Source organism: Actinomadura madurae (assembly GCF_047130825.1).
Lineage (GTDB): Bacteria > Actinomycetota > Actinomycetes > Streptosporangiales > Streptosporangiaceae > Spirillospora > Spirillospora madurae.
Genome location: NZ_CP083237.1, coordinates 4,035,838 through 4,055,087 on the forward strand (window position 1 = coordinate 4,035,838; position 19,250 = coordinate 4,055,087).

At 70.3% G+C, this 19,250-nt stretch carries 23 protein-coding genes and 1 pseudogene; 11 read left to right on the forward strand and 13 right to left on the reverse strand.

Annotated features, from left to right (window positions below; all coding sequences use genetic code 11):
- Positions 1–192: 192 nt before the first annotated feature.
- Entirely contained in the window at positions 193–690 is a 498-nt protein-coding gene (locus K8Z49_RS18195; RefSeq protein WP_220126514.1) for a nuclear transport factor 2 family protein, read from the forward strand.
- A 53-nt stretch (positions 691–743) separates the two neighbouring features.
- Here the strand turns inward: K8Z49_RS18195 and K8Z49_RS18200 are convergent, their stop codons facing one another.
- A complete protein-coding gene (locus K8Z49_RS18200; protein ID WP_021591839.1) occupies positions 744–956 on the reverse strand; it encodes a hypothetical protein in 213 nt (70 codons plus the stop codon).
- A complete protein-coding gene (locus tag K8Z49_RS18205) occupies positions 953–1,540 on the reverse strand; it encodes a sigma-70 family RNA polymerase sigma factor (RefSeq protein WP_412519920.1) in 588 nt (195 codons plus the stop codon). The genes K8Z49_RS18200 and K8Z49_RS18205 overlap by 4 nt, the downstream gene beginning before the upstream one ends.
- A 453-nt stretch (positions 1,541–1,993) precedes the next feature.
- Between K8Z49_RS18205 and K8Z49_RS18210 the strand changes: the two genes are divergently transcribed.
- From K8Z49_RS18210 to K8Z49_RS18220, 3 genes are all read left to right on the forward strand, one after another.
- Positions 1,994–2,476, forward strand: a complete 483-nt coding sequence (locus K8Z49_RS18210) for a peroxiredoxin family protein (protein ID WP_412519922.1) — start codon at positions 1,994–1,996, stop codon at positions 2,474–2,476.
- A 159-nt stretch (positions 2,477–2,635) separates the two neighbouring features.
- Entirely contained in the window at positions 2,636–3,415 is a 780-nt protein-coding gene (locus K8Z49_RS18215; protein ID WP_412519924.1) for an SDR family NAD(P)-dependent oxidoreductase, read from the forward strand.
- Between the two features lie 110 nt (positions 3,416–3,525).
- Positions 3,526–3,708 carry a hypothetical protein gene (locus K8Z49_RS18220; RefSeq protein ID WP_111830048.1) on the forward strand — a complete coding sequence of 61 codons (183 nt, stop codon included), beginning with the start codon at positions 3,526–3,528 and terminating at the stop codon, positions 3,706–3,708.
- 268 nt (positions 3,709–3,976) lie between these two features.
- Here K8Z49_RS18220 and K8Z49_RS18225 read toward each other — a convergent pair whose 3' ends face one another.
- From K8Z49_RS18225 to K8Z49_RS18240, 4 genes and pseudogenes are all read right to left on the reverse strand, one after another.
- Complete coding sequence (locus tag K8Z49_RS18225) at positions 3,977–4,471, reverse strand: hypothetical protein (RefSeq protein WP_111830948.1); 495 nt, start codon at positions 4,469–4,471, stop codon at positions 3,977–3,979.
- 91 nt (positions 4,472–4,562) lie between these two features.
- Positions 4,563–4,859: pseudogene (locus K8Z49_RS18230) on the reverse strand (helix-turn-helix domain-containing protein); the annotation flags it as partial.
- A gap of 30 nt (positions 4,860–4,889) precedes the next feature.
- Entirely contained in the window at positions 4,890–5,423 is a 534-nt protein-coding gene (locus tag K8Z49_RS18235) for a GNAT family N-acetyltransferase (protein WP_021591834.1), read from the reverse strand.
- A 144-nt stretch (positions 5,424–5,567) separates the two neighbouring features.
- A complete protein-coding gene (locus tag K8Z49_RS18240) occupies positions 5,568–6,128 on the reverse strand; it encodes a TetR/AcrR family transcriptional regulator (RefSeq protein ID WP_024934083.1) in 561 nt (186 codons plus the stop codon).
- Positions 6,129–6,219: 91 nt separating this feature from the next.
- Here K8Z49_RS18240 and K8Z49_RS18245 point away from each other — a divergent pair, with 91 nt between their 5' ends.
- From K8Z49_RS18245 to K8Z49_RS18260, 4 genes are all read left to right on the forward strand, one after another.
- Complete coding sequence (locus tag K8Z49_RS18245; RefSeq protein WP_083598102.1) at positions 6,220–6,636, forward strand: hypothetical protein; 417 nt, start codon at positions 6,220–6,222, stop codon at positions 6,634–6,636.
- Entirely contained in the window at positions 6,636–8,177 is a 1,542-nt protein-coding gene (locus tag K8Z49_RS18250) for an MFS transporter (RefSeq protein ID WP_412519927.1), read from the forward strand. Before K8Z49_RS18245 ends, K8Z49_RS18250 begins: the two co-directional genes overlap by 1 nt.
- A gap of 57 nt (positions 8,178–8,234) precedes the next feature.
- Complete coding sequence (locus K8Z49_RS18255; RefSeq protein WP_412519929.1) at positions 8,235–8,468, forward strand: hypothetical protein; 234 nt, start codon at positions 8,235–8,237, stop codon at positions 8,466–8,468.
- 580 nt (positions 8,469–9,048) lie between these two features.
- Entirely contained in the window at positions 9,049–9,999 is a 951-nt protein-coding gene (locus K8Z49_RS18260; protein WP_021591829.1) for an RNA ligase family protein, read from the forward strand.
- A gap of 166 nt (positions 10,000–10,165) precedes the next feature.
- Here the strand turns inward: K8Z49_RS18260 and K8Z49_RS18265 are convergent, their stop codons facing one another.
- Positions 10,166–10,660, reverse strand: coding sequence for an ATP-binding protein (locus K8Z49_RS18265; protein WP_412519931.1), 495 nt, complete (start codon positions 10,658–10,660; stop codon positions 10,166–10,168).
- A 99-nt stretch (positions 10,661–10,759) separates the two neighbouring features.
- On the opposite strand from K8Z49_RS18265, the gene K8Z49_RS18270 reads away from it, so the two are divergent.
- The 3 genes from K8Z49_RS18270 (at position 10,760) to K8Z49_RS18280 (ending at position 13,491) form a co-directional block, all read left to right on the forward strand.
- A complete protein-coding gene (locus K8Z49_RS18270; protein ID WP_412519933.1) occupies positions 10,760–11,572 on the forward strand; it encodes a helix-turn-helix domain-containing protein in 813 nt (270 codons plus the stop codon).
- The gene (locus tag K8Z49_RS18275) at positions 11,569–11,769 is read left to right on the forward strand and encodes a DUF397 domain-containing protein (protein WP_412519935.1); all 201 of its coding nucleotides are present in this window, start codon (positions 11,569–11,571) and stop codon (positions 11,767–11,769) included. Before K8Z49_RS18270 ends, K8Z49_RS18275 begins: the two co-directional genes overlap by 4 nt.
- A 690-nt stretch (positions 11,770–12,459) precedes the next feature.
- The gene (locus K8Z49_RS18280; protein ID WP_412519937.1) at positions 12,460–13,491 is read left to right on the forward strand and encodes a phosphodiester glycosidase family protein; all 1,032 of its coding nucleotides are present in this window, start codon (positions 12,460–12,462) and stop codon (positions 13,489–13,491) included.
- A gap of 1 nt (position 13,492) precedes the next feature.
- Here K8Z49_RS18280 and K8Z49_RS18285 read toward each other — a convergent pair whose 3' ends face one another.
- The 6 genes from K8Z49_RS18285 to K8Z49_RS18310 all read right to left on the reverse strand — a co-directional run bounded on the left by K8Z49_RS18285 (position 13,493) and on the right by K8Z49_RS18310 (position 19,249).
- Positions 13,493–14,260: an NYN domain-containing protein gene (locus K8Z49_RS18285; protein ID WP_021591824.1), complete on the reverse strand. Its 768-nt coding sequence runs from the start codon at positions 14,258–14,260 to the stop codon at positions 13,493–13,495.
- 75 nt (positions 14,261–14,335) lie between these two features.
- Positions 14,336–15,436 (reverse strand): alanine racemase, encoded by a 1,101-nt coding sequence (locus K8Z49_RS18290; protein ID WP_412519939.1) that lies wholly within the window; start codon positions 15,434–15,436, stop codon positions 14,336–14,338.
- Positions 15,433–16,260 carry an amidohydrolase family protein gene (locus K8Z49_RS18295; protein ID WP_412519941.1) on the reverse strand — a complete coding sequence of 276 codons (828 nt, stop codon included), beginning with the start codon at positions 16,258–16,260 and terminating at the stop codon, positions 15,433–15,435. The genes K8Z49_RS18290 and K8Z49_RS18295 overlap by 4 nt, the downstream gene beginning before the upstream one ends.
- Positions 16,257–17,168 carry an IclR family transcriptional regulator gene (locus K8Z49_RS18300; RefSeq protein WP_083598092.1) on the reverse strand — a complete coding sequence of 304 codons (912 nt, stop codon included), beginning with the start codon at positions 17,166–17,168 and terminating at the stop codon, positions 16,257–16,259. Before K8Z49_RS18300 ends, K8Z49_RS18295 begins: the two co-directional genes overlap by 4 nt.
- A gap of 21 nt (positions 17,169–17,189) precedes the next feature.
- Positions 17,190–18,767 (reverse strand): N-acyl-D-amino-acid deacylase family protein, encoded by a 1,578-nt coding sequence (locus K8Z49_RS18305; RefSeq protein ID WP_412519943.1) that lies wholly within the window; start codon positions 18,765–18,767, stop codon positions 17,190–17,192.
- A complete protein-coding gene (locus K8Z49_RS18310; protein ID WP_412519945.1) occupies positions 18,764–19,249 on the reverse strand; it encodes a RidA family protein in 486 nt (161 codons plus the stop codon). Before K8Z49_RS18310 ends, K8Z49_RS18305 begins: the two co-directional genes overlap by 4 nt.
- Between the last annotated feature and the right edge of the window lies 1 nt (position 19,250).

Here is a 19,250-nt window from a genome sequence, read left to right on the forward strand (position 1 = left end):
CGCAGAGGGGTCAAGTTCACATGACTTGACCCTCGGTCAAGCGGACCGAGTTCGAGCCGGGCGGGGACAGATGATCTGTCCCCGCCCGGCTTTACGTGTAGAGCGGCCGTTGGAGCGGTTGGGCGTCGGGTGGGTGCAACCGAGTCCGTTGGGGCGGGGTTTCCAGGATGTTGCCGGTGAGAGGAGCGGGTGATGACCACGGAATCTTCGACGGAAGACGGACGGGTGTCAGGCGATGCGTGGGCGGTGATGGAGAAGTTCTACGCGGCTGAGGCGGCGTACGTAGCCGCAGGCGGGCAGGGCAAGGCGAGCTATGACCAGGCTGCCGCGTGTCTGGATCCGGAGGTGGTGCTGCATCAGGCTCCGGGCCTGCCGTTCACGGGAAGCGGGACGTGGCGGGGCCGGGACGGCATGGAGCGGTTCCTGGCCCGGTTCAGTGAGGTCTGGGAGTCGATGGAGTTCCTGGAGCAGCGGCACTGGGACGATGGGGACACCGTCGTGGTGCGCAATCGGGTGCGGTTCCGTGCCCGGGCCACGGGCCGCGAGGTGGAGACGTTGATCTTGCAGCTGATCAGCGTTCGGGATGGGCGCATGCTCGAATGCCGTCCCTTTTATTGGGACCCGGCTGCCATCGCCGAAGCCTGTGGCTGGGCGGGTCCGCAAGAGGAAGGCGCGGATGCGGCGGGGTGACCTGCCGGTCGCGGCGATCTCGGCGTTGACGGCGGCGAGGCGGGCCGGTGGTGTCAGGTCTCGACGGCGGCGAGCAGGCCTTCGTAGTCGTCCAGGCAAGGGTCACAGCTTCGCAGGTGAACGGCGACGCCGGGGAAGCGTTCTTCGGGATCGCCGCCAGCGAGGCGTTCTTCCACGTACAGGTCGAGCAGAGCGAAGGTACCCGCGCAGCCCGCGTCGAGCGGATCCGTTCGCAGGAACCGCTCCAGAGATGACCAGTCGCTCATGATCGCTCCACCTCGTCGAGCGTCAGATACCCGTTGGCGACCAGGTTCGCGCGCAGTTTACGCCGTGCGTCGAACAGAGCCTTGTAGAGAGCGTTGCGGGTCGTTCCCAGCTTGTCGGCCAAGGCGTCCACCGGCACGCCGCCCAGCACGAGGGCCGAGAAGATCGTGCGCTGGTGTTCGGTCAGTTCGTCGTCCACCGCGCGGCGCAGAGCCGCGACCAGATCCCGCCACTCGGCCTGGTCCTCCGGCCGGAGTCCGAACCGGTCGGGCAGCCGGTCCCAGTCCTCTTGCTCCATCTGCCATGTCCGCCGCCGCCAGAAATGACGTCCGATCTTGTTGGCCAGTTCGAGCAGGACGAACTTGTAGGCCCATGTCGTGAACCGGCTCTCCTCTCGGAACTCGCGAACCTTCGCGATGATCGCGACCACCGCGTCCGCCGCGGCCTGGTAGGCCAGGTCGTCGAGCTCGGGCCCGTCGACGCCGAGGGCCGCCCGCCGCCTGAACGCCTCCCGCCGGGCGACGCGCAACAGCAGAGCGTGGAGATCCGCGACCGCCTGTTCACGCACCGATCCCGTGCCGGTCAACGCGCTCACCCAGTCGTGTGAGTCCCGGCACGCGGCCCGCCGGCGCGCGGGCTCACGTTCTGCGGTATCAGCCGGCTCCGATGGCGACATGATCCGAGCCTACGGCGCCAGGTGCGGACCGGCTCTCCTCGGCCCCTCCCTGGTAGGGAGGCCGACTGATCTTACGAAACGCGAACGTGGGAGAAATCTGGCGGATGTCACGTAAGCCGGGCCCGCTTCGGCTGCGCTAAGCATTCGTTCGGCTCACTGCCGTCCGAAGGCCGAGGAGCGCCATGAGGACCACCGTCCGTGCCGCGATCCGCGAAGTGATCGCGGCGACTGGATCGGAGGACCGTCTCGTGGTGCCTCCGGTGAGGAGGGACCCGTCACCGCCCGATCTTTGCCGGCCGGCGGCACACGGGCACGGCGACGTTCCCGGACGGCAGGTTCATCGCTACTGAAAGGACACCTCGCATGCCGCTCCTCAACCCGGGCGACCGGTTCCCGTCACTGACGGTTCCGTCTCTCGGTGGCGGTTCGCTGGCGCTGCCCGACGCCCTGCAGGGCCACTTCGGCATCATCCTGTACTACCGCGGGCACTGGTGCCCGTACTGCAATGCGCAGTTGCGCGCCTTCCAGCGTGCCCAGGAAACCCTCAACGGACTGGACGCCAAGGTCGTGGCGCTCACCGTCGAGGATGAGGCCACTACGCGGTCCTTGGCCGACAAACACGGCCTGACCTTCCCGCTCGGGCACAGCGTCGACGCGGACGAGATCGCCGCGGCGACCGGCGCGTTCGTCAATCAGGACCCGAAGTACCTTCAGTCGACGGGCTTCGTACTCGACGGCGACGGCAAGGTCGTCGTCAGCGTGTACTCCAGCGGAGCCATCGGCCGGCTCGTCCCCGAAGACGTGACCGGCATGATCCGTTACATCCGGGAGCACGCGGCCGGTTAGCCACCCCGGCGGCACACGGCCCCCAGCAGGCGGAAACGCGGCACAACGCCCGATTTCCACCCGCATCCGGCCGTGTGCCCCGGTCACCACGGCCGACGTGCCGCGACTCCGATCCGATCGGACGGTAAGACGGAGGCGTGGCGCCGCCGCCAACCATTCATGACTACTTCGCTGAAAGGCCGCACAGCGCTGGTGACGGGCGCGGGACGCGGCATCGGACGGGCGATCGCGCTCGAACTGGCCAGGACGGGCGTCAGCGTGGCACTGGTCGCGCGCTCGCACGACGAACTCACCGACTGCGCCGCGTCCATCCGCGAACTCGGCGGCACGGCCGCGGTGATCCCGGCGGACGTCGCGGATCCAGACCAGCTCGCCCGGTGCGCGGCACGTGCCCGTGACGAGTTCGGGGTCGTGGACGTTCTCATCAACAACGCCGCCGTCGTGTGGCCGCTCGGCCCGAGCTCCAAGGTCGATTCCGCCGAGTGGGCGGCCGCGATCGGCGTCAACGTGGTCGCCGTCGCCTCGCTGACGTTCGCCCTGCTACCCGCCATGATCGAGCACAGCTGGGGTCGTATCGTCAACGTCTCCAGCGGCGTCGTCGCGCGCCCGGCATCCATGATCGGCGGTAACGCCTATGTCACCGGCAAGGCGGCTCTTGAGGCGCACACCGTGAATCTCGCCGCCGAGTTGGCCGGCAGCGGTGTCACCGCCAACACCTTCCGTCCCGGAACGGTCGACACCGCGATGCAGTCCTGGATCCGCGGTCAGGATCCGGACGAGATCGGCGCGGGCCTGCACCAACGGTTCAGCCGCTTGCACGCGGAAGGCTCTCTGATCACCCCGGAACAGTCGGCGAGGTCGCTGCTCGACCGGCTTCCAGGCGAGGCCACAGGGCAGATCTGGGACGTCACCGACTCCGTTTCCCCGTCAAGCCCGTGACAGAGCCCTCGAAAGGAGGCCGACCGACATCGCGGACGCGAATCGCCGACCTGCGCCTACTCTCCTGCCGTGGGTTCCCTGCCGGCCAATGAAGCTGGTGTGAAGCAGACATGAGGCCACCGTCTGCTGGGGTTGATACCAGCGTCTGCGAAAGGGAAGACCATGAAAAGAATGAAACCGGCGGCGCGCAGTTCGCGAACGATTACCTCGGCGAGAGCGGATTCGACGCCACCCCGATCAATTCGATCGAGATCATCGAGTACGCCGGTGGCGGCACGATCGAAGTCTGCTGAGCGAATCTGGCCGCTGTTGATCCGGTCCACGCTGCTCGGCACCGCGACAGTGCCCGACCAGTGACAACGGCCACATCCGGAGGCGCAGGTCTGCACGGGACACGAATGGAGCGCGTTCCGACGACGAACCCGCGACCGTCGCGGCTGGTACATCACCTGGCGGAACGTCCACGCACGGTCCGGTCTCCGCCGCGTGGTCGACAGGGCGAAGGGCGTCTGACTCGGCAAGGTGCGCCGAGATGACCACGGTTATCAGCGGAGTGACAGCCTAAAGGCATACCCAGGAATAGAGGTGGTCTCCTGCGTCTCGGGCTCGTCTGGCTAGTTGGATCAGCTCCGTGGCCAGTGGCTCCATGTCATCGGCGTGCGCTCCGTGGAGTTCCTCGGCTTGCACCCACTCGGCGACCACTTTCGATACATCTGCATCGCGCACTCCCGCCAGTGCATCCCGCGCCGCATTATCGAGCTCCGATACCCACGGCCCGGTTGCCCAAGGGTCGTCTTCTTCCCAAGGGCCTTCCGGGCCAGGAGCCGGGGTGGTCGGCCAGACAACTGAGTCCTCGACGAGGCGTACGCTCCACGGCACCTGTTTGATGGCCCCGATCAGTTTCCCCAGGACAACGGCCGGATCCACACCCTTGGCCTCAACTCCGTCGAAGGCAGGCGACCCGGTGCCCACAAGGGGACCGCCATCCAAGCGTTTCATCGCTTGCACCACTACTTCCGCATCGGCCGCGCGAAAGTAGTCAGTCAGCACACCCACCGGCTTCTCCTCTAGTGCGCCAGATTTCCTGGCAAGGAGTAGATCAGACGCCAGCGACACAACCCGCCGCTGGCGTGCAGGACGCCAACGTTCGCGGCCGGGCGACCGGTGCCGGTGCCAGCAGGGGCCAGGTGGTCGACCACCCGGTGCGCGGCCGATTTCGACACCCCTAACAGCAGCGCCACCTGCCTGAGCGTCAGGTTCGTGCGGTAGTACACCGCGATCAGCAGCACCCGGTCGGCCAGCGGCATCCCCCATCGGCGTACCGTGCCGGTCTGTTCACCGCCCCGCCCTGCGACGACCGCACCAGCTTGCGGAACTGGCGGACCGGCAGGCCCGTGAACACCGGCACCCACTCGACTCGCTCCACACTGATCGCCTGCTCCATGGCAAGGTCATCGGGTCGGGCCGCCGATCGTCAGCCAGACGTCTGACTGGCCACGCGCTGCATCCACAGCGAGCTGATGTACTGCCCGTTCTTGACGGCGTACTCGCGGAACACACCGATCTCGGCGAAGCCGAACTTGCGGTGCAGCGCGACCGACGCGTCGTTGGGCAGGGCGATCCCGGCGAGAAGAACGTGCACCGGCTCATGGTCGACGGAGTCGAACAGGGCACGGTAGAGGGCGGTGCCGATGCCCTGGCCCCGGCATTCTGCCCGCAGCGAGATGCTCACCTCGACGGTCTCCCGAAAGGCGTCGAGCTCCCGGTAGCGCTGGCTGGCAGCGAACCCCAGCACCTGCCCTTCGCGCCGAGCGACGAGCAGGCGATAGGGCCCGGCCGAGGAGAACTGCGAAAACCAAGCCCGGCGCTCCTCGACGCTGGTCGGTTCGCTGACGAGGTTGGCGACCGAGTGCGCCGCCGTGTAGTTCAGGATCTCGACGATCTGTGGGAGGTCATCGACCGTCGCGGGGCCAATCTCGGCGGGTTTGGTGCCTGTCGTCCGACTCATTGCCACAGCGTGCCAGGCCGACGAGTAGCCATGATCCACCAGCCGCCGGCTGGAACCGAGAGGCGGAGGAACGAGCTCCGCAGCACCCGACCACCGGGTCACAGGCCCGTGGACAGGCCTCCACTCCATCGTTACGAGACAGGCTTAGCTTGAGGGGTCTTGGGCGGGTAGGCCGCGCAGGAGTACGTCCAGGAACAGGTCGAAGCGCGGCTTGTCGGGGCCGAGGTCGTGGCCTGCCTGTTGGGCGCCGAGCCATTGCACCACCCCCAGGCCGAAGACGAACCAGCTTTGCTGGGCCATTTCTGGCGAGGCCCCGGCGACGGTGAAGGCGCGGACGACGCTGTCGTGCAAGCGCGCGAACGCCTCCGGGTTGTGCCGGTGGGGTGCCGCGACGTGGGCGGCGTATCCCGGCACGGCGAGGAACTCGTCGTGCATCTTCCAGGCCAGGTCGCTCAACCAGCCCCGCCAGGTTTCGGGGGTCGGTTCCGAGGTGGGCAGGACCCGCTCGACCATGACCTCGCTGATGAGGTCGAACAGCTCGGCACGGTCGGCGACCCATCGATAAAGCGCCGCATGCGAGACGCCCAAGCGTGCCGCGAGATCGCGCATCGTCACCGTGCGCAGGTCGCACTCCAGGGCCGCGGCCACGATCGCCTCACGGCTCAGCTTCGCCGGCCGACCCAGCGGTCGGGTCCTCCTCTGCACGCACCGATCGTAGGCCACCGAACTTAGTGACCACTGGTAATAAATAGGTTAGGCTCCCCTAAGTACCGTCGAGCGGTGTGAGGAGTGAGCCGTGCACGAACCCGACCTGGCATCCGAGGAACAGTGGCCTCTGGTGCACCTGGACGTGAGCGACCTCGCGCCCGCGGAGGGCGCCCGCGTCGTCGCCGACGTCCTCACCGAGGCGAGCGGCCGCCACGAGGCGTTCGCCGCTGTGGTCCAGATGCCTTCGACCACCGAACGTCCCAGGGGCATCGGGGGTGTGAGCGAGCGGATCCGGATGCTCAAGCAACTCCGCCCCAGGCTGAAAGAGACGTGCCGTGGCCTGGCGTTCGTGGTTTCGGCCGAGACTCAGGCGACCAACGCGAAAGCGATCCGGGCCGGAGCCAAGATGTGGGGCTGCCCGACGTTCGCCACCGACGACGTCGCAGCCGCGACCGCATGGGCCCAGGCTCAGCTCGCGGGAGCCTCCGCCGAGGGGGATGCCTGATGTGGGTAGTCGCCGTACTCGCCGCGACCGCGGCCTACCTCGCACGCAGGTTCGGCCTTCGTGAGACCGGGGGCGACACGGCACCTCGGGCGGACCGCGTCCTCGCGCCGGTCCTGCTCATCGCCGCGCTCGCGGTCGCCCTGGCCCAGACCATCGTGGTCGGGGTGCTCGCAGGGTTCGCCCGAGAACTCGGCACCGACGCGACCGGGGCGACGTGGCTGCTCACCTCGTTCATGCTCGCGTCCGCCGTCGCCACCCCCATCGCGGGAAGGCTCGGGGACCACTACGGCCACCGTCGGATCATCCTCGCCGGCCTTGTGCTCCTGATCCTCGGCAGCGTGATCGCCGCGATCAGCACCACCAACGGGTGGTACGGCGGCACCCTGGCCGGACGGATCGTCCAAGGTCTGGCCGGCGGGATCTTCCCCTGCGCCTTCGGTCTCGCGCGCCGACTCGTCCCCGCCGCGCGGCTCCCTGGGTTGATCGTGGCCCTGAGCGCCATGTTCGGCGTTGGCGGAGCGTTCGGCCTGGTCGCGGCGGGCCCTCTCGTCGACCTCGCCGGACTCACCGCGGTGTTCTGGCTGGTGGGCGGGCTCGCGGTCCTCGCGCTCGCGGGAACCTTCCTCTTCCCCGAGCCCCGGGCGCCGCGTGTGGCACGCCAAGCTGTGGACGTCCGAGGGGCAGTTCTGCTGGCGGCGACGCTGGTCGCACTCCTGCTCGCCGTCAGCCAAGGACGCGGCTGGGGTTGGTCATCGCCGCGGATCCTCGGCCTCGCGACTGCCACGATCACCTTCGCCTCCCTGTTCCTGATCGCCGAACGTCGCGCGACCGCACCGCTGATCGCCCCGCAACTCCTCGTCGGCAGGCGCCTGCTCGCCCTCAACGTCGCCACCGTCGTCATCGCTGTGGGCATGTTCGCCGCGGTCACGCTCCTACCGCTGTTCGCGCAGACACCGGCAGAACTCGGCTACGGCTTCGGGTACAGCGCGTCCCGCACCGGACTCCTGATCGCCCCGATCGGGCTCTTCATGGTCATCGCCGCACCGATGACGCCCCACCTCACTCGCCGGATCGGCGCGCGCGGCGTGTTCCAGGTCGGCGCCGTCCTTGCCACCGCCGGGCTGCTCGGCCTCGCGTACTTCCACGACGAACCCGCGACCGTCGCGGGCAGCGGAGCCGTCCTGGGACTCGCCTACGGATTCGCGTTCGGCAGCCTCGGCTCGCTCGTCATCGCCGCCACACCTCCCGAGCACACCGGCGCGGCCACCGGGATCAACACCATCCTGCGAACCATCGGCGGCGCGATGGGCAGCGTGATCGCCGTGGCCATCGTCGCCGCCTCGACCAGCGACGGCACCACGCCACCAACGGAATCCGGCTACACAACCGCGTTCACCGTCTCGGCCCTGATCGCCCTCGCCGCCGCCATCATCGCGGCCGCGGTCCCGTCCTCCCACCGGACCACCACCGACGACAAGACACAACCCCGGAAAACCGAGATGCCAGTGCGCGAGCCCGGCTCCGAAGCAGGCCACAGCTGACCAGGTCAGCCCGCGAATTCAGAACATAATCTGAGCGCTCGGGCATTGCTCCTTGCCATGCCCGACGTGTTCCCCTGGATCCGTCACCTGAGCACCGAAGAGGTCCGCGCCTTCACCGTGGAACTGGTCGACGCTCTGTCCGACGCCGCCGGACTTGATCTGGACACGAACGCTCAAGAGGTGATCACCGGCTGGCGCGCTACAGCACGCATCAAGGCAGACGGCACCCAGCACGAGGAAGCCCTCCGGCCGACCTCCGGCGACTTCGGTCCCGTCAAGGTGACGCCTTGAGCCCCAAACGAGGAGACGGGGTCACCGTCCCACCGCCGGACGGCGAATGTCAGGTTCGGCACCAGCGAGGCGGTACGAGGCTGGGAAGAGCTATGCCGCCTCGCCGTGTCGAATACTCGCCGTTGCCTGGAGGCCTGACGCTCCGAGCCGCGGTCCCGCTCCAACCACGAGCGGCAGCACCGACTCCGCGGAGACCTCGCAACACACCGACACAACGGTCAAGACCTTGAGCGTTGGGAGTACGAGGTCACGAGCGGTGGGCGCGTCCGCTACGTCATCAACGACGACGGCCGAACAGTCTGGATCGTCTACGCGTCCCCTCGCCACCCCAAGGACACCGACCGATGAGCATCGGACGCCGGTGGCAGGACGTCCAGGCGGAGGCACACCTCCGCAACCCCGAACTGGCCGCCCCTGAGCGCCGAGTTCGGGCTTGCGCCGAGCTGGATGCCTGCGGTGGGGATCCCACTGAGCTGGTCGTTGGGAAATGGGTTGATCTTCAGATGGGCGTCGGAGAGGGTACCCGCCAGGGTGTCCTGGCCGGGCTGCAGGGCTTCCGGGGCCGAACGGAGGTCAGGCCGTGTGGTATCCGAAAATCCCGCAGCGGTTCGGCGACGGGCCATTGCCCGGCGGGGGCTGGGTGGCCGAGGAAAAGGTGCACGGCGCCCACTTCGCGTTGGTCAGCAATGGCCGGGCGGCGCGGGCCGCCGGGCGGCGCGGGCTGCTGGACGAGGATCGGCTTGAGGCGTTCTTCGGGGTGACGCGTCTGTGGCCTGTCCTGGCGACAGCGGCGGCGGCAGCGGCCCGGGCTGTCGGACAGGACGTGGTCTTGTACGGGGAACTGGCCGGCGGGGGCTATCCGCACCCGCAGGTACCGACGGTCGAGGACATCGGCCCAGTGCAGACCGGCGTGTGGTACTGCCCTGACCTGGTATGGCTGGCGTTCGACGGCGCCGTCAGCACCTCCTCGGGACCGCGCTGGATGAGCCGCGCCGAACTGGCGGACCTGGTGACCAGTGTCGGCTTGGAGTGCGTGCCGCTGGTGGGTCAAGGCCGTCGGCAGGAGCTGAGGGAGCTGTCGGTCGACTTCCCGACGCTGGTGCCCGGCGCGCTGGGTCTTCCCGAACTGCCCGGCAACCGCGCCGAAGGCTACGTCCTCAAACCCGCCGGAGCTTGGGATACGAGCGAACGGGGACCACGGCCGGTCCTGAAGGTCAAGCATCCCGACTTCGCCGAGGACGCCCGCTACAACGGTGCCCGGCCGTTCGTGCCGCCGCCCGGCGGAGTGACGGGAGTAGCGGCATGGCTGTTGGCCGCTGCGGTCGAGCGGCTCACCCCACCGCGAGTGGACGCGGCCCGCAGCAAACTCGGCCCAGCCGCCGACACCGTCGAGTTGGCCGCCGAGGTGGTGGCCGACCTGCTCGCCGACCTTGATGACGATCTGGGTGGCCTACCCGAATCCGACCGCCGACGCCTGGCCGCCGCGCTCACACCGGCAGCCCGCACGCTGGCCACGCTGCAAGATCACTGAACCTGCCCCACGGGCGCACGTTGGACCGCCCTGCTCAAACCTTGGTAGTTAGCGGCAGGCTTGTTGCACGTTGGGCGGGTTGGTGGCCGCCCGCCCTGGGGGCGTTGTGGGGAACCACCAGCCGGGGGCGGTTTGGTGGGTGCGCTGCCGCAGGGCGGGGGCCGGTCTATGAGTGCAGCGGTCTGTCCACGTGGAGCAGGGGGCTGACGATCGGAGAGCCCGCTCTGCGTGCGGCGCCCAGCATGTATCCGTGGTCGATCGCGATCCGCGACCAGACGGCCTTGCCCTCGCCCAGCTCGAACCATCCGCAGCCGCCGGTCGCGAAGGCCTGGACGAGGATCAGCCCGCGTCCGGAGGTGCACGACTGGTGGGGCTGTTGCATGACGGGCCGGCCGGGGTGGTCGTCCCACACGCACAGCTCGACGCCTTGGTCGATCCGGCTGATCCACACGCGGATGATCCTGCCCTCGCAGAGCCGGGCGGCGTTGGACGCGAGCTCGCTCATGATCAGCACGGCGTCGCCCTCGAAGGCGCCGAGCCCCCAGGAGGCGAGCGCGCTCTTCACGAGTTCGCGTGCCAGATAAACGGTTTCGGGGTAGGCCCGGAAGTTCTCACTGAATATGTTTTGTGGATCTATGTCCATTATGGGTGTCGCGGACATCGCATTTGCCTCTCACACTCTGTGACTCTGGCCACAGACTGACACCCCCGGCTATTCTTTTCTTCCTTCGTTCAGGAATATCAAGTTTGGGGATCTTGGATGGCAAAGGCGGATCGACTCGATCCAGATAACAACCCATGGCACTGGCTGGCCGTTGACCTGCGGATATGGCGCGTCGAACGCAACCTGTCACAGGCCCGGCTAGCCGAGATCTTGGGGATTGATGATTCCACGGTTTCGAACTACGAATCAGGCACCACAAAAGTCCCCGAACGTACGGCCGAAACTTTGGACCAGCTTTGGCGCACTCGGGGCCACTTCGCCCGGCTTCGCCGATATGCGGAGAGTGCTCACGATCCGAACTGGTTCGACCAGTACACGCGGTACGAGCAGAAGGCCGAAGCGATCAACGCCTACTCCGCGCTCGTCATCAACGCGCTTTTCCAAACGGAGGACTACGCGCGGGCGCTGATCGAGGGAGCACAGGTCGTCGACGACGTTGAAGGGACTCTTGCAGCGCGCATGGCGCGGCGCCAGATCGTGGACGCCGACGAAGCGCCAGAGTTGCGGCTGCTCGTGCGGCAATCGGTCCTAGAGGACCCGGTAGGCGGACCCGATGTGATGCGGGCGCAACTTGATCATTTATTGCAGTTGAGCCAGCGCAAGAGGGTCGTGGTCAGGGCTCTTCCGAAGACCAAAGCCACGCATGCGGGAGTCGACGGCTCGTTCGCGATCTTGCGAATAGGACAGGCGGAACACGCCTGGTCGCCTGCTGTGAACGGTGGGCGGCTCGTATCCGACCCGGCAAAGCTAAGGGGATACCGGCTACGGTGGGACCTTATCGGGGACGATGCCCTGTCCCGAGACTCGACTCGGAGTCTCCTGCGTGAGCTGATGGAGGCCATGAAATGAACCCCCCTGTATGGCGTAAGTCCAGCCGGAGCGGGGGCAGCGCCGGCGGTGGCGATGGGTGTGTGGAGCTGGCCGCTCTTGCTGACTCGATCGGTGTGCGTGACAGCAAGGCTCCTGACGCCGGGCATCTCACACTCTCCCCCGAGAGCTTTGCTCAGCTCATCGCCGCTATGAAGCGGGGAGAGCTGCACTCGTAGTCCTGTCGCGTCCAGCTTGGGCTTGTGTGGTCGGTGGCGTTGGGTGGGTTGACCTTGTCGTTGGCGGCAGGGTTTGAGGATGCCCGCATGGAGGGCTCGATGCGGGACATCCGTCACGGAGTCGTATGGACGGCTGGACGTGCTCGTCAACAACGCGGGGATCGTCGGCAGTGAGGGCATTGGGGACGATCACTCGGGATCTGGACAGCCGCACGGTCGCCGCCACTCGTTGATCGTTCATCACCGCAGTGAAGTGGGGAGAGTTGCGCTTGTAGTCCTGTAGCCCCGAGTAGCGCAGCGGTCTCGTCTTTGGCGGGGCGCTCGTGTGTTCGGGAGCGGGTTTGTTCCGCGGGGCATTACGTGATCTTGCGCGGATGTTGGTTTCGGCGGGTGAGGGGGTTCACCGGGCGCGCGTCATGATCAGCGGGCTGTTCGCTGAGAGGGGCGTTGCGCATGCGCGGGATCGTGGCTGGGGTGGTCGTTGTGGGCTTGGTGGTCGGTTCCTTGCCCGCATTCGCGGAGGCGCCGCCGGGGATCGACGGGGCCGGGTCTGGGGAGCGGGGGGATGGGTGGGCGCGGAGGGGGGCGCCGTCGGTCGAGGTCGGGGAGGTTCGGTTCACTTCGGTGGAGCGGACGGCGCCCGGGGTGATCTTCAAGACCTTTGAGACGTCCGGGGTCGGGGGGCGGGTGGTGGGTGATCTGCTGGACGTCGACCTGCGCAAGCCCGGTGTCTCGGTGGGGCTGCTGCGTCCGCCGGTGGTCGCCGCGAGGCGGACGGTGTCGGAGATGGCGGACGCGCGGCAGGCGGTGGCCGGGGTGAACGGCGACTTCTTCAACATCAGCGAGACGCATCCCGGGGTGGTGCCGACCGGGGCGTCGTCCGGGCCCGAGGTGGACGGCGGACGGCCGATCAAGGGGGCGGTGCCGGACGGGCAGCGGTTCGGGCCCGCGCTGCCGCCGGGCACGTCGGCCGAGGACGTGATCGGCATCGGGACCGACCGGCGCGGGCGTGTCGGGCGGCTGCACCTGACGGGGAGCATCCGGGCGGGACGGACGTCCATCGCTCTCCGGGGGCTCAACCAGTACGCGCTGCCGGTGGGGAGCGCCGGGGTGTTCGATTCCCGGTGGGGTGAGGTCTCGCGGCAGCGTGCGGTCTGCGGGACGGACGAGGTGCGCGGCGACCCGTGCAGCACGAACACCGCCGAGGTGACCGTCCGGCGGGGTGTGGTGACGGGGGTGTCCGACGCGGTGGGGGCGGGGGCGATTCCCCAGGGTACGACCGTGCTGGTCGGGCGGGAGAAGGGGGCCGACGCGCTGCGCCGGCTGCGGGTTGGGGAGCGGGTGCGGGTGTCCTACCGGTTCGCGGGTCCACGGTTCCGGTTCGCCGTCGGCGGGTTCCCGATTCTGAGGAACGGACGGCCGCTGGACGGTCTGAGCGCCATCGGCCCGGCGCCGCGGACGGCCGCCGGTGTCAGCCGCGACGGGCGGCGCATGTACCTCGTGGTGGCGGACGGACGGTCGCTGCAGAGCGCCGGTCTGACCGTCGCCGAACTGGCGTCCCTCCTGGACAAGGCCGGTGTGGACGACGGCGTCAACCTCGACGGCGGCGGTTCCTCGACGTTTGTCACGCGTGCTCCTGGTGCGACCGCGGTGACCGTCCGGAACGCGCCGTCGGATGGGACGGAGCGCGCTGTCGCCAACGGCGTCGGCGTCTTCCGCTGAGTCAGGACGGCTTCCGGCGTTTGTCGCGGACGTAGAGAATGCCGGCCTTCCCGTCGCCGGGGCTGCGGCGGTCCAGGACGAACAGGGTCGTCGCGGTGATCAGCTCGCTGAGCTTGGCGTAGCCGTAGTTGCGGGAGTCGAACTCGGGGCGCTGCTTGGTGATGATGTGGCCGACGGACGCCAGGGGAGCCCAGCCGTCCTCGTCGGAGGCCGCCTCGACGGCGTTGCGGAGGAGGTTGACGAGCGCGGTGTCCTGCTTGAGCTTCGCGGCCGGGGTCGGGGGCGCCGCCTTGAGCGTCGCGGCGGCAGGGGTGGCCGGGTCCTGGTCGTAGGCCAGGTTCTCGATGTAGATGAACTTGTCGCACGCCGCCACGAACGGCTTGGGCGTCTTGCGCTCGCCGAACCCGTAGACGGTGAGTCCCGACTCGCGGATCCTCGCGGCCAGGCGCGTGAAGTCGCTGTCGCTGGAGACCAGGCAGAACCCGTCGAAGCGGTCGGAGTACAGCAGGTCCATGGCGTCGATGACCATCGCCGCGTCCGTGGCGTTCTTGCCGGTGGTGTAGGCGAACTGCTGGATGGGCTGGATCGACTGGGCGAGCAGCTGCTCCTTCCAGCTTCGGAGGCTCGTGCCGGTCCAGTCGCCGTAGGCCCGCTTGACGTGGGCCGTGCCGTACTTCGCGACCTCCGCCAGCAGCCCCTCGACGATGGCGGCCTGGGCGTTGTCGGCGTCGATGAGGACCGCCAGCCTGTCGGCGTTCTCGCTGACCACGCGTCACACTCCCCCAGACGGAGCCGTAGGTGTCCAGTAGATCAGAGGTCGGACGCGTCCGCCCGCCGACCGCCGTCAGTGGCGGGCCTGGATCGGATGCCGGTCGACGGCGGCGCCGTCCGCCACGAAATGGACGGCGCTCCACATGTTCGTCGTGCCGCACGCGTGGTTGGGGATGACGCGCAGCAGGTCCCCGACGCGCAGGGACGCGGTTCCCGGGCCGGTCAGGTAGCCGTGCTCCTCGTTGCCGGTGGGGAAGGCGACGTCCTCGACGGGCGCGCCCGACACGTCGCAGACGATGCCGAGGCCGCCGGCGTTCGCGAGCGAGTCGGAGCTCATCGCCTTGATGCCCGCGTCGATGATCGCCGTGCCGGGGCGCTGGACGCTGACGACCCTGGTCAGGACGGTTTGCGCGCACTGATGCACACCGGCGCTGCCGAGCCCGACCTGGTTGGCGTCGAAGTAGGCGTAGGTGCCGGGGCGCGCCTCGGTCACCCCCGGGGCGAACGGCGCGGAGGTCGCGCCGGGCGTCGAGCCGACCGACACCAGCGGGCACGCGTGGCCGTCCGCGCGCAGGGCCTCGGCGACCTCCGCGAGCGTCCGCCCCGCGAGGTCTCCGGCCGCCTCCAGCGCCGGACGGTCCTGCCCGTGCGCGGCGAGGTGCCCCTCGTGGGTGAGGACGCCCCGGAGTTCGAGGGCGGGCAACGCGGCCAGGTCGGCGGCGGTGCGGACGGCGTTGTCCGGGTCGACTCCCGCGCGGTGAAGGCCGGTGTCCACCTCCAGGACGAACGGGACGGCGACCCCGGCCGCCGCGGCGGCCTCCGAGAGCGGGCCCGCGACCTCCGCCGAGTCGAGCGCGACGGTCAGCCCGCCCCGGGCGAGGGCCTCGACCGCGAACGCGATCTTGGCCGGCCCCACCGGCTGGTGCGCCCACAGCACGTCGCCGACGCCCTCGTCCTGGAGCAGCGCGACCTCCGCCGGGGTCGCGCACGTGAAGCCGGACGCGCCGTGCGCGAGCTGGCGGCGGGCGACGGCGAGGCACTTGGACGTCTTGAAGTGCGGGCGCAGCGCCACCCCGGCCGCGCCGATCGCGGCGGCCATCGCGGCGAGGTTGGCCTCCATGCGGGCGCGGTCCACGAGCAGCGCGGGAGTGGCCAGCTCCTCCAGCGGGGTCACGCCAGCCCCATCTCCGGGCGCGGGTCGCCGTCCAGCAGCCATTCGACGGTCTCCTTCCTGATCTCCGGGAAGCCGGACGGGCGCTGCCCGACCATCTCGCGCAGCCCCGCGACGGCCTCGTCGGGCGTCCAGAGCGGGAAGTCCGAGCCGAAGACGAGCTTGCCGACGACGTCCCATTCCTGCGCCCGCGCGAGCGCGAGGTAGCCGTCCATCGGGCGCGCCCACGACGCGGACACGTCGGAGTACACGCGGCGGTTCTTGCGCAGCGTCACGATCGTCTCCCGCTGCCAGGGATGCCCGAGATGGGCGATGATCTGGACGAGGCCGGGATGCCGCCGCGCCACCTCGTCCACGACGAGCGGGTTGCTGACCGACAGGTCGCCCGCCGGGCTCGGCGTCGCCCCCATGTGCCACAGCACGACGAGGCCCGCGTCGGCCGCCGCCCGGTAGAACGCGTCGTACTTCGCCTCGCGCGGGTCGAACAGCGCCAGCACCGGGTACAGCTTGATGCCGCGCAGACCGCGGGCGACGCCGTCGGCGAGCTGGTCGAGGACGTCCGGGTCGGTGGGGTCCAGCGCCATGAACCCGATCGTCTCCGTCTCGGTGCCCGCGCAGAACTCCTCGGTGTGGGAGTTCGGGGTGAGGACGCCGGCCGCGGTCGCGCGGATGCCGAACACGCAGGCGGCGGTCACCGGCGCCATCGCGCGGTCGTAGTCGGCCCGGCCGAACTCGTGAGCGCCCCGCCCGTAGACGGGACGCCAGTGGTCGTCCCACTCGTGGCCCCAGTGCTCGGGACGCTGGCAGTGGGTGTGGAAGTCGATCAAGCATCCTCCCGGGGTCGGGGCGCGCCGGGGCGCAGGGACGAGCGGAGGTAGTCCAGCGCGGCGACGACGTCGGCGTCGGCGGCGAGGCCGGCCGCGGCGGCGCGCAGCCGGTCCAGGTAACCGGCCCGCCGCGCGTCGTCGAACTCGGCGGACGGCCCCGACACGCTGACGGCGGCGACGCAGACCCCGTCCACCTCGACGGGCGCGGCGACGCAGCGCAGGCCGACGCTGCCCTCGTTGTCGTCGACGGCGTGCCCGCGCCGGGCCGTCTCGCGCAGGTCGCGGACCAGCGCCTCGGTCGAGGTGAGGGTGTGCTCGGTGCGGGCCGGGAACGGCTCGGGCGGCAGGTGCGGGCCGAGCTCGGACGGGTCGAGGTGGGCGAGCAGCATCTTGCCGAGCCCGGTGCAGTAGGCGGCATCGCGGGTGCCGGGCGTGGTGTGGAAGCGGATCGGCCGGTCGGGTTCGCGGACGCACACGTGCAGGACCTCCCGCCCGTCCAGCACCCCGAGGTTGGCGGTCTGCCCGGTGTCCTCGGCGACACCGGCGAGGTGCCCGCCCGCGACCTGCGACAGGTCGAGGCCGGTGAGGTACGCGGTCGACAGCATCAGCGTCTTGTGCCCGAGCCGGTAGGCGGGGCGCTCGTCGGCGCGGACCACGTAGCCCATCTCCTCCAGCACGCCGAGAAGCCGCACGAGGGTGCTCTTCGGCAGGCCGGTGCCCGCGTTGAAGTCGTTGAGGGTGAGCGTGCCGCCCCGCTCGGCCAGCCGCTCCAGCAGGGCCAGGCCGCGGGCGAGCGCGTTCGCGTGGTAGTTGGCCGCGGCCGGGCGGTCGTCGTCCACGGTGCCGCCGCGGGGCCGTGCCGGCTTGCTCGGTGCCCGCGGGCTCGGTGCCCCTGTGGTTCTCTCCATGGGTGGGTGCCTCGTCTCCGATCAGGGGGTGCGCAGGATCTCGCCGGGCCGCGCGCCGCGGTGCGCGCCGTCCTCGACCACGGCGCGGCCGTTGACGACGACCGCGCGGATCCCGTCCGGATACTGCTGGGGTGCTGCGAACGTAGCCCGGTCGGCGATCCCGGCGGGGTCGAAAACGACGATGTCCGCCGCCGCCCCCGCGCGGAGCACGCCGCGCCCGGCGAGCCCGGCCCGCTCGGCCGGCGCCGACGTGCACTTGCGGACGGCCTCGGCGAGCCCGAGCCGGTCCGCCGCGGGACGGCCCCCCGCGCCCCGGACGTACTCGGCGAACAGCCGCGGGTAGCAGCCGTACGAGCGCGGGTGCGGGGTGCCGCTCCCGGTGGGCCCGTCCGGGTCGAGGGCCTGGCCGTCCGAGCCGATCACCCCGGCCGGGTGGGTGAGCGCGTCGAGCAGGTCGCGCTCGCCGCGCCCGCCCGCCACCATCTGCACGCCGTTGCCGTGCTCGGCGACGAGGTCCAGCGCGACTTGCGGCGGTTCGGTGCCGGCGTCGGCGGCGAGGTCGGTGAGCGCCCGCCCGCCCACGGCGATCTGGTCCCAGGTGTTCGGCATGTCGCGCCACTCGTCCGCGATCCGCGCGCGGACGGTGCGGTCGGTGAGCCTGGCCCGCATCGCGCCCTCGCCGCCGTCCTGCGCCCAGGCGGGCAGGAGCTGCGACAGCGGCGCGTTCCCGGCCAGGTAGGGATAGATGTCGAAGGCGACGTCCAGGCCCTCGTCGCGGGCGGCGTCGATCAGCTCCAGCGCCCGCGCGACCGAGCCGTGGTTGCGGCGGCCGACGGCGACCAGGTGCGAGATCTGGGTGCGGCAGCCGGTCGCCGCCGCGACCCGCAGCGCCTGCCGGACGGAGTCGAGCAGCCCGTCGGCGTAGTCGCGGACGTGCCAGGCGAACAGCCTGCCGTGTGCGGCGGCCGTGCGGCCGAGCGCCTCCAGCTCGTCGTCCCGGGCGTAGCACACGGGCGCGTAGACGAGGCCGGTGGAGACGCCGGCGGCGCCCGCGGCGAGCGCGTCGCCGAGCAGGCCGCGCATCCGGTCGAGCGCGGCGGCGTCGGCGGGACGGTCGCCGAAGCCGGCCGCCGCCGCGCGCAGCGGCGTGTGCGCGACGAGCGCGGCCACGTTCACCGCCGGGCGGGCGGCGCCGAGCGCGTCGAGGTAGCCGGGCAGGTCCGTCCAGTCCCAGCGGACGGCCGGGTCCAGGTCCAGGTAGCCCACTGCCGCGCGCAGGGCTTCCAGGTGGTCCCGGGACGCGTCGGCGACGGGCGTCACGCCGAGGCCGCAGTTGCCGACCACGACCGTCGTGATCCCCTGCCGGACCGCGCTGCGGGCCTCGGGGGACGACAGCAGCGTCAGGTCGGAGTGGGTGTGGACGTCCACGAACCCCGGCGACACGACGTGCCCGGACGCGTCCACCGTCCGCGCCGCAGGACGTTCCGCGAGGTCGCCGATCGCCTCCACCCGCCCGCCCGCGACCGCGACGTCGGCGCGGCGCGGGGCGGCCCCGGTGCCGTCGACGACCGTCCCGCCGGCGATGAGCAGGTCCGTCACGGCGCCTGCGTCCGCAGCCGGAACGTCGCCTGCACCTCGACCGGGCTCCCGGTCGGCAGCGCCGCCACCCCGAGCGCGACCCGCGCGTGCCGCCCGGCGGACTCGCCCAGGACCTCGGTGAACAGCACCGTCGCCGCGTCGGCCACCAGGTGCTGGTCGGTGAACCCGGGCGCGGACGCCACCCAGACCGACACCGCCTCCACGTGCTCGACCGCGCCGAGGCCGCCGTCGCCGGCCAGCTCGTCCCGGACGGCGGTCAGGACGTTCCGGGCGCACTGCCAGGCGCAGGACCGCGCCGTGTCGAGGGTGACGTCCTCCCCCACGCGGCCCTCGGCGAGCAGCTTCCCGTCGCGGGCGGCGACCTGCCCCGAGGCGATCAGGGTCGCGCCGGTGCGGCGGACGGCGGCGACGGGCGGCCGCTCACCCGCGGGCCCCGGTTCCGCGGGGGCGGCGGCCAGGCGTCGGTCTGCGTCGTGGTGCACG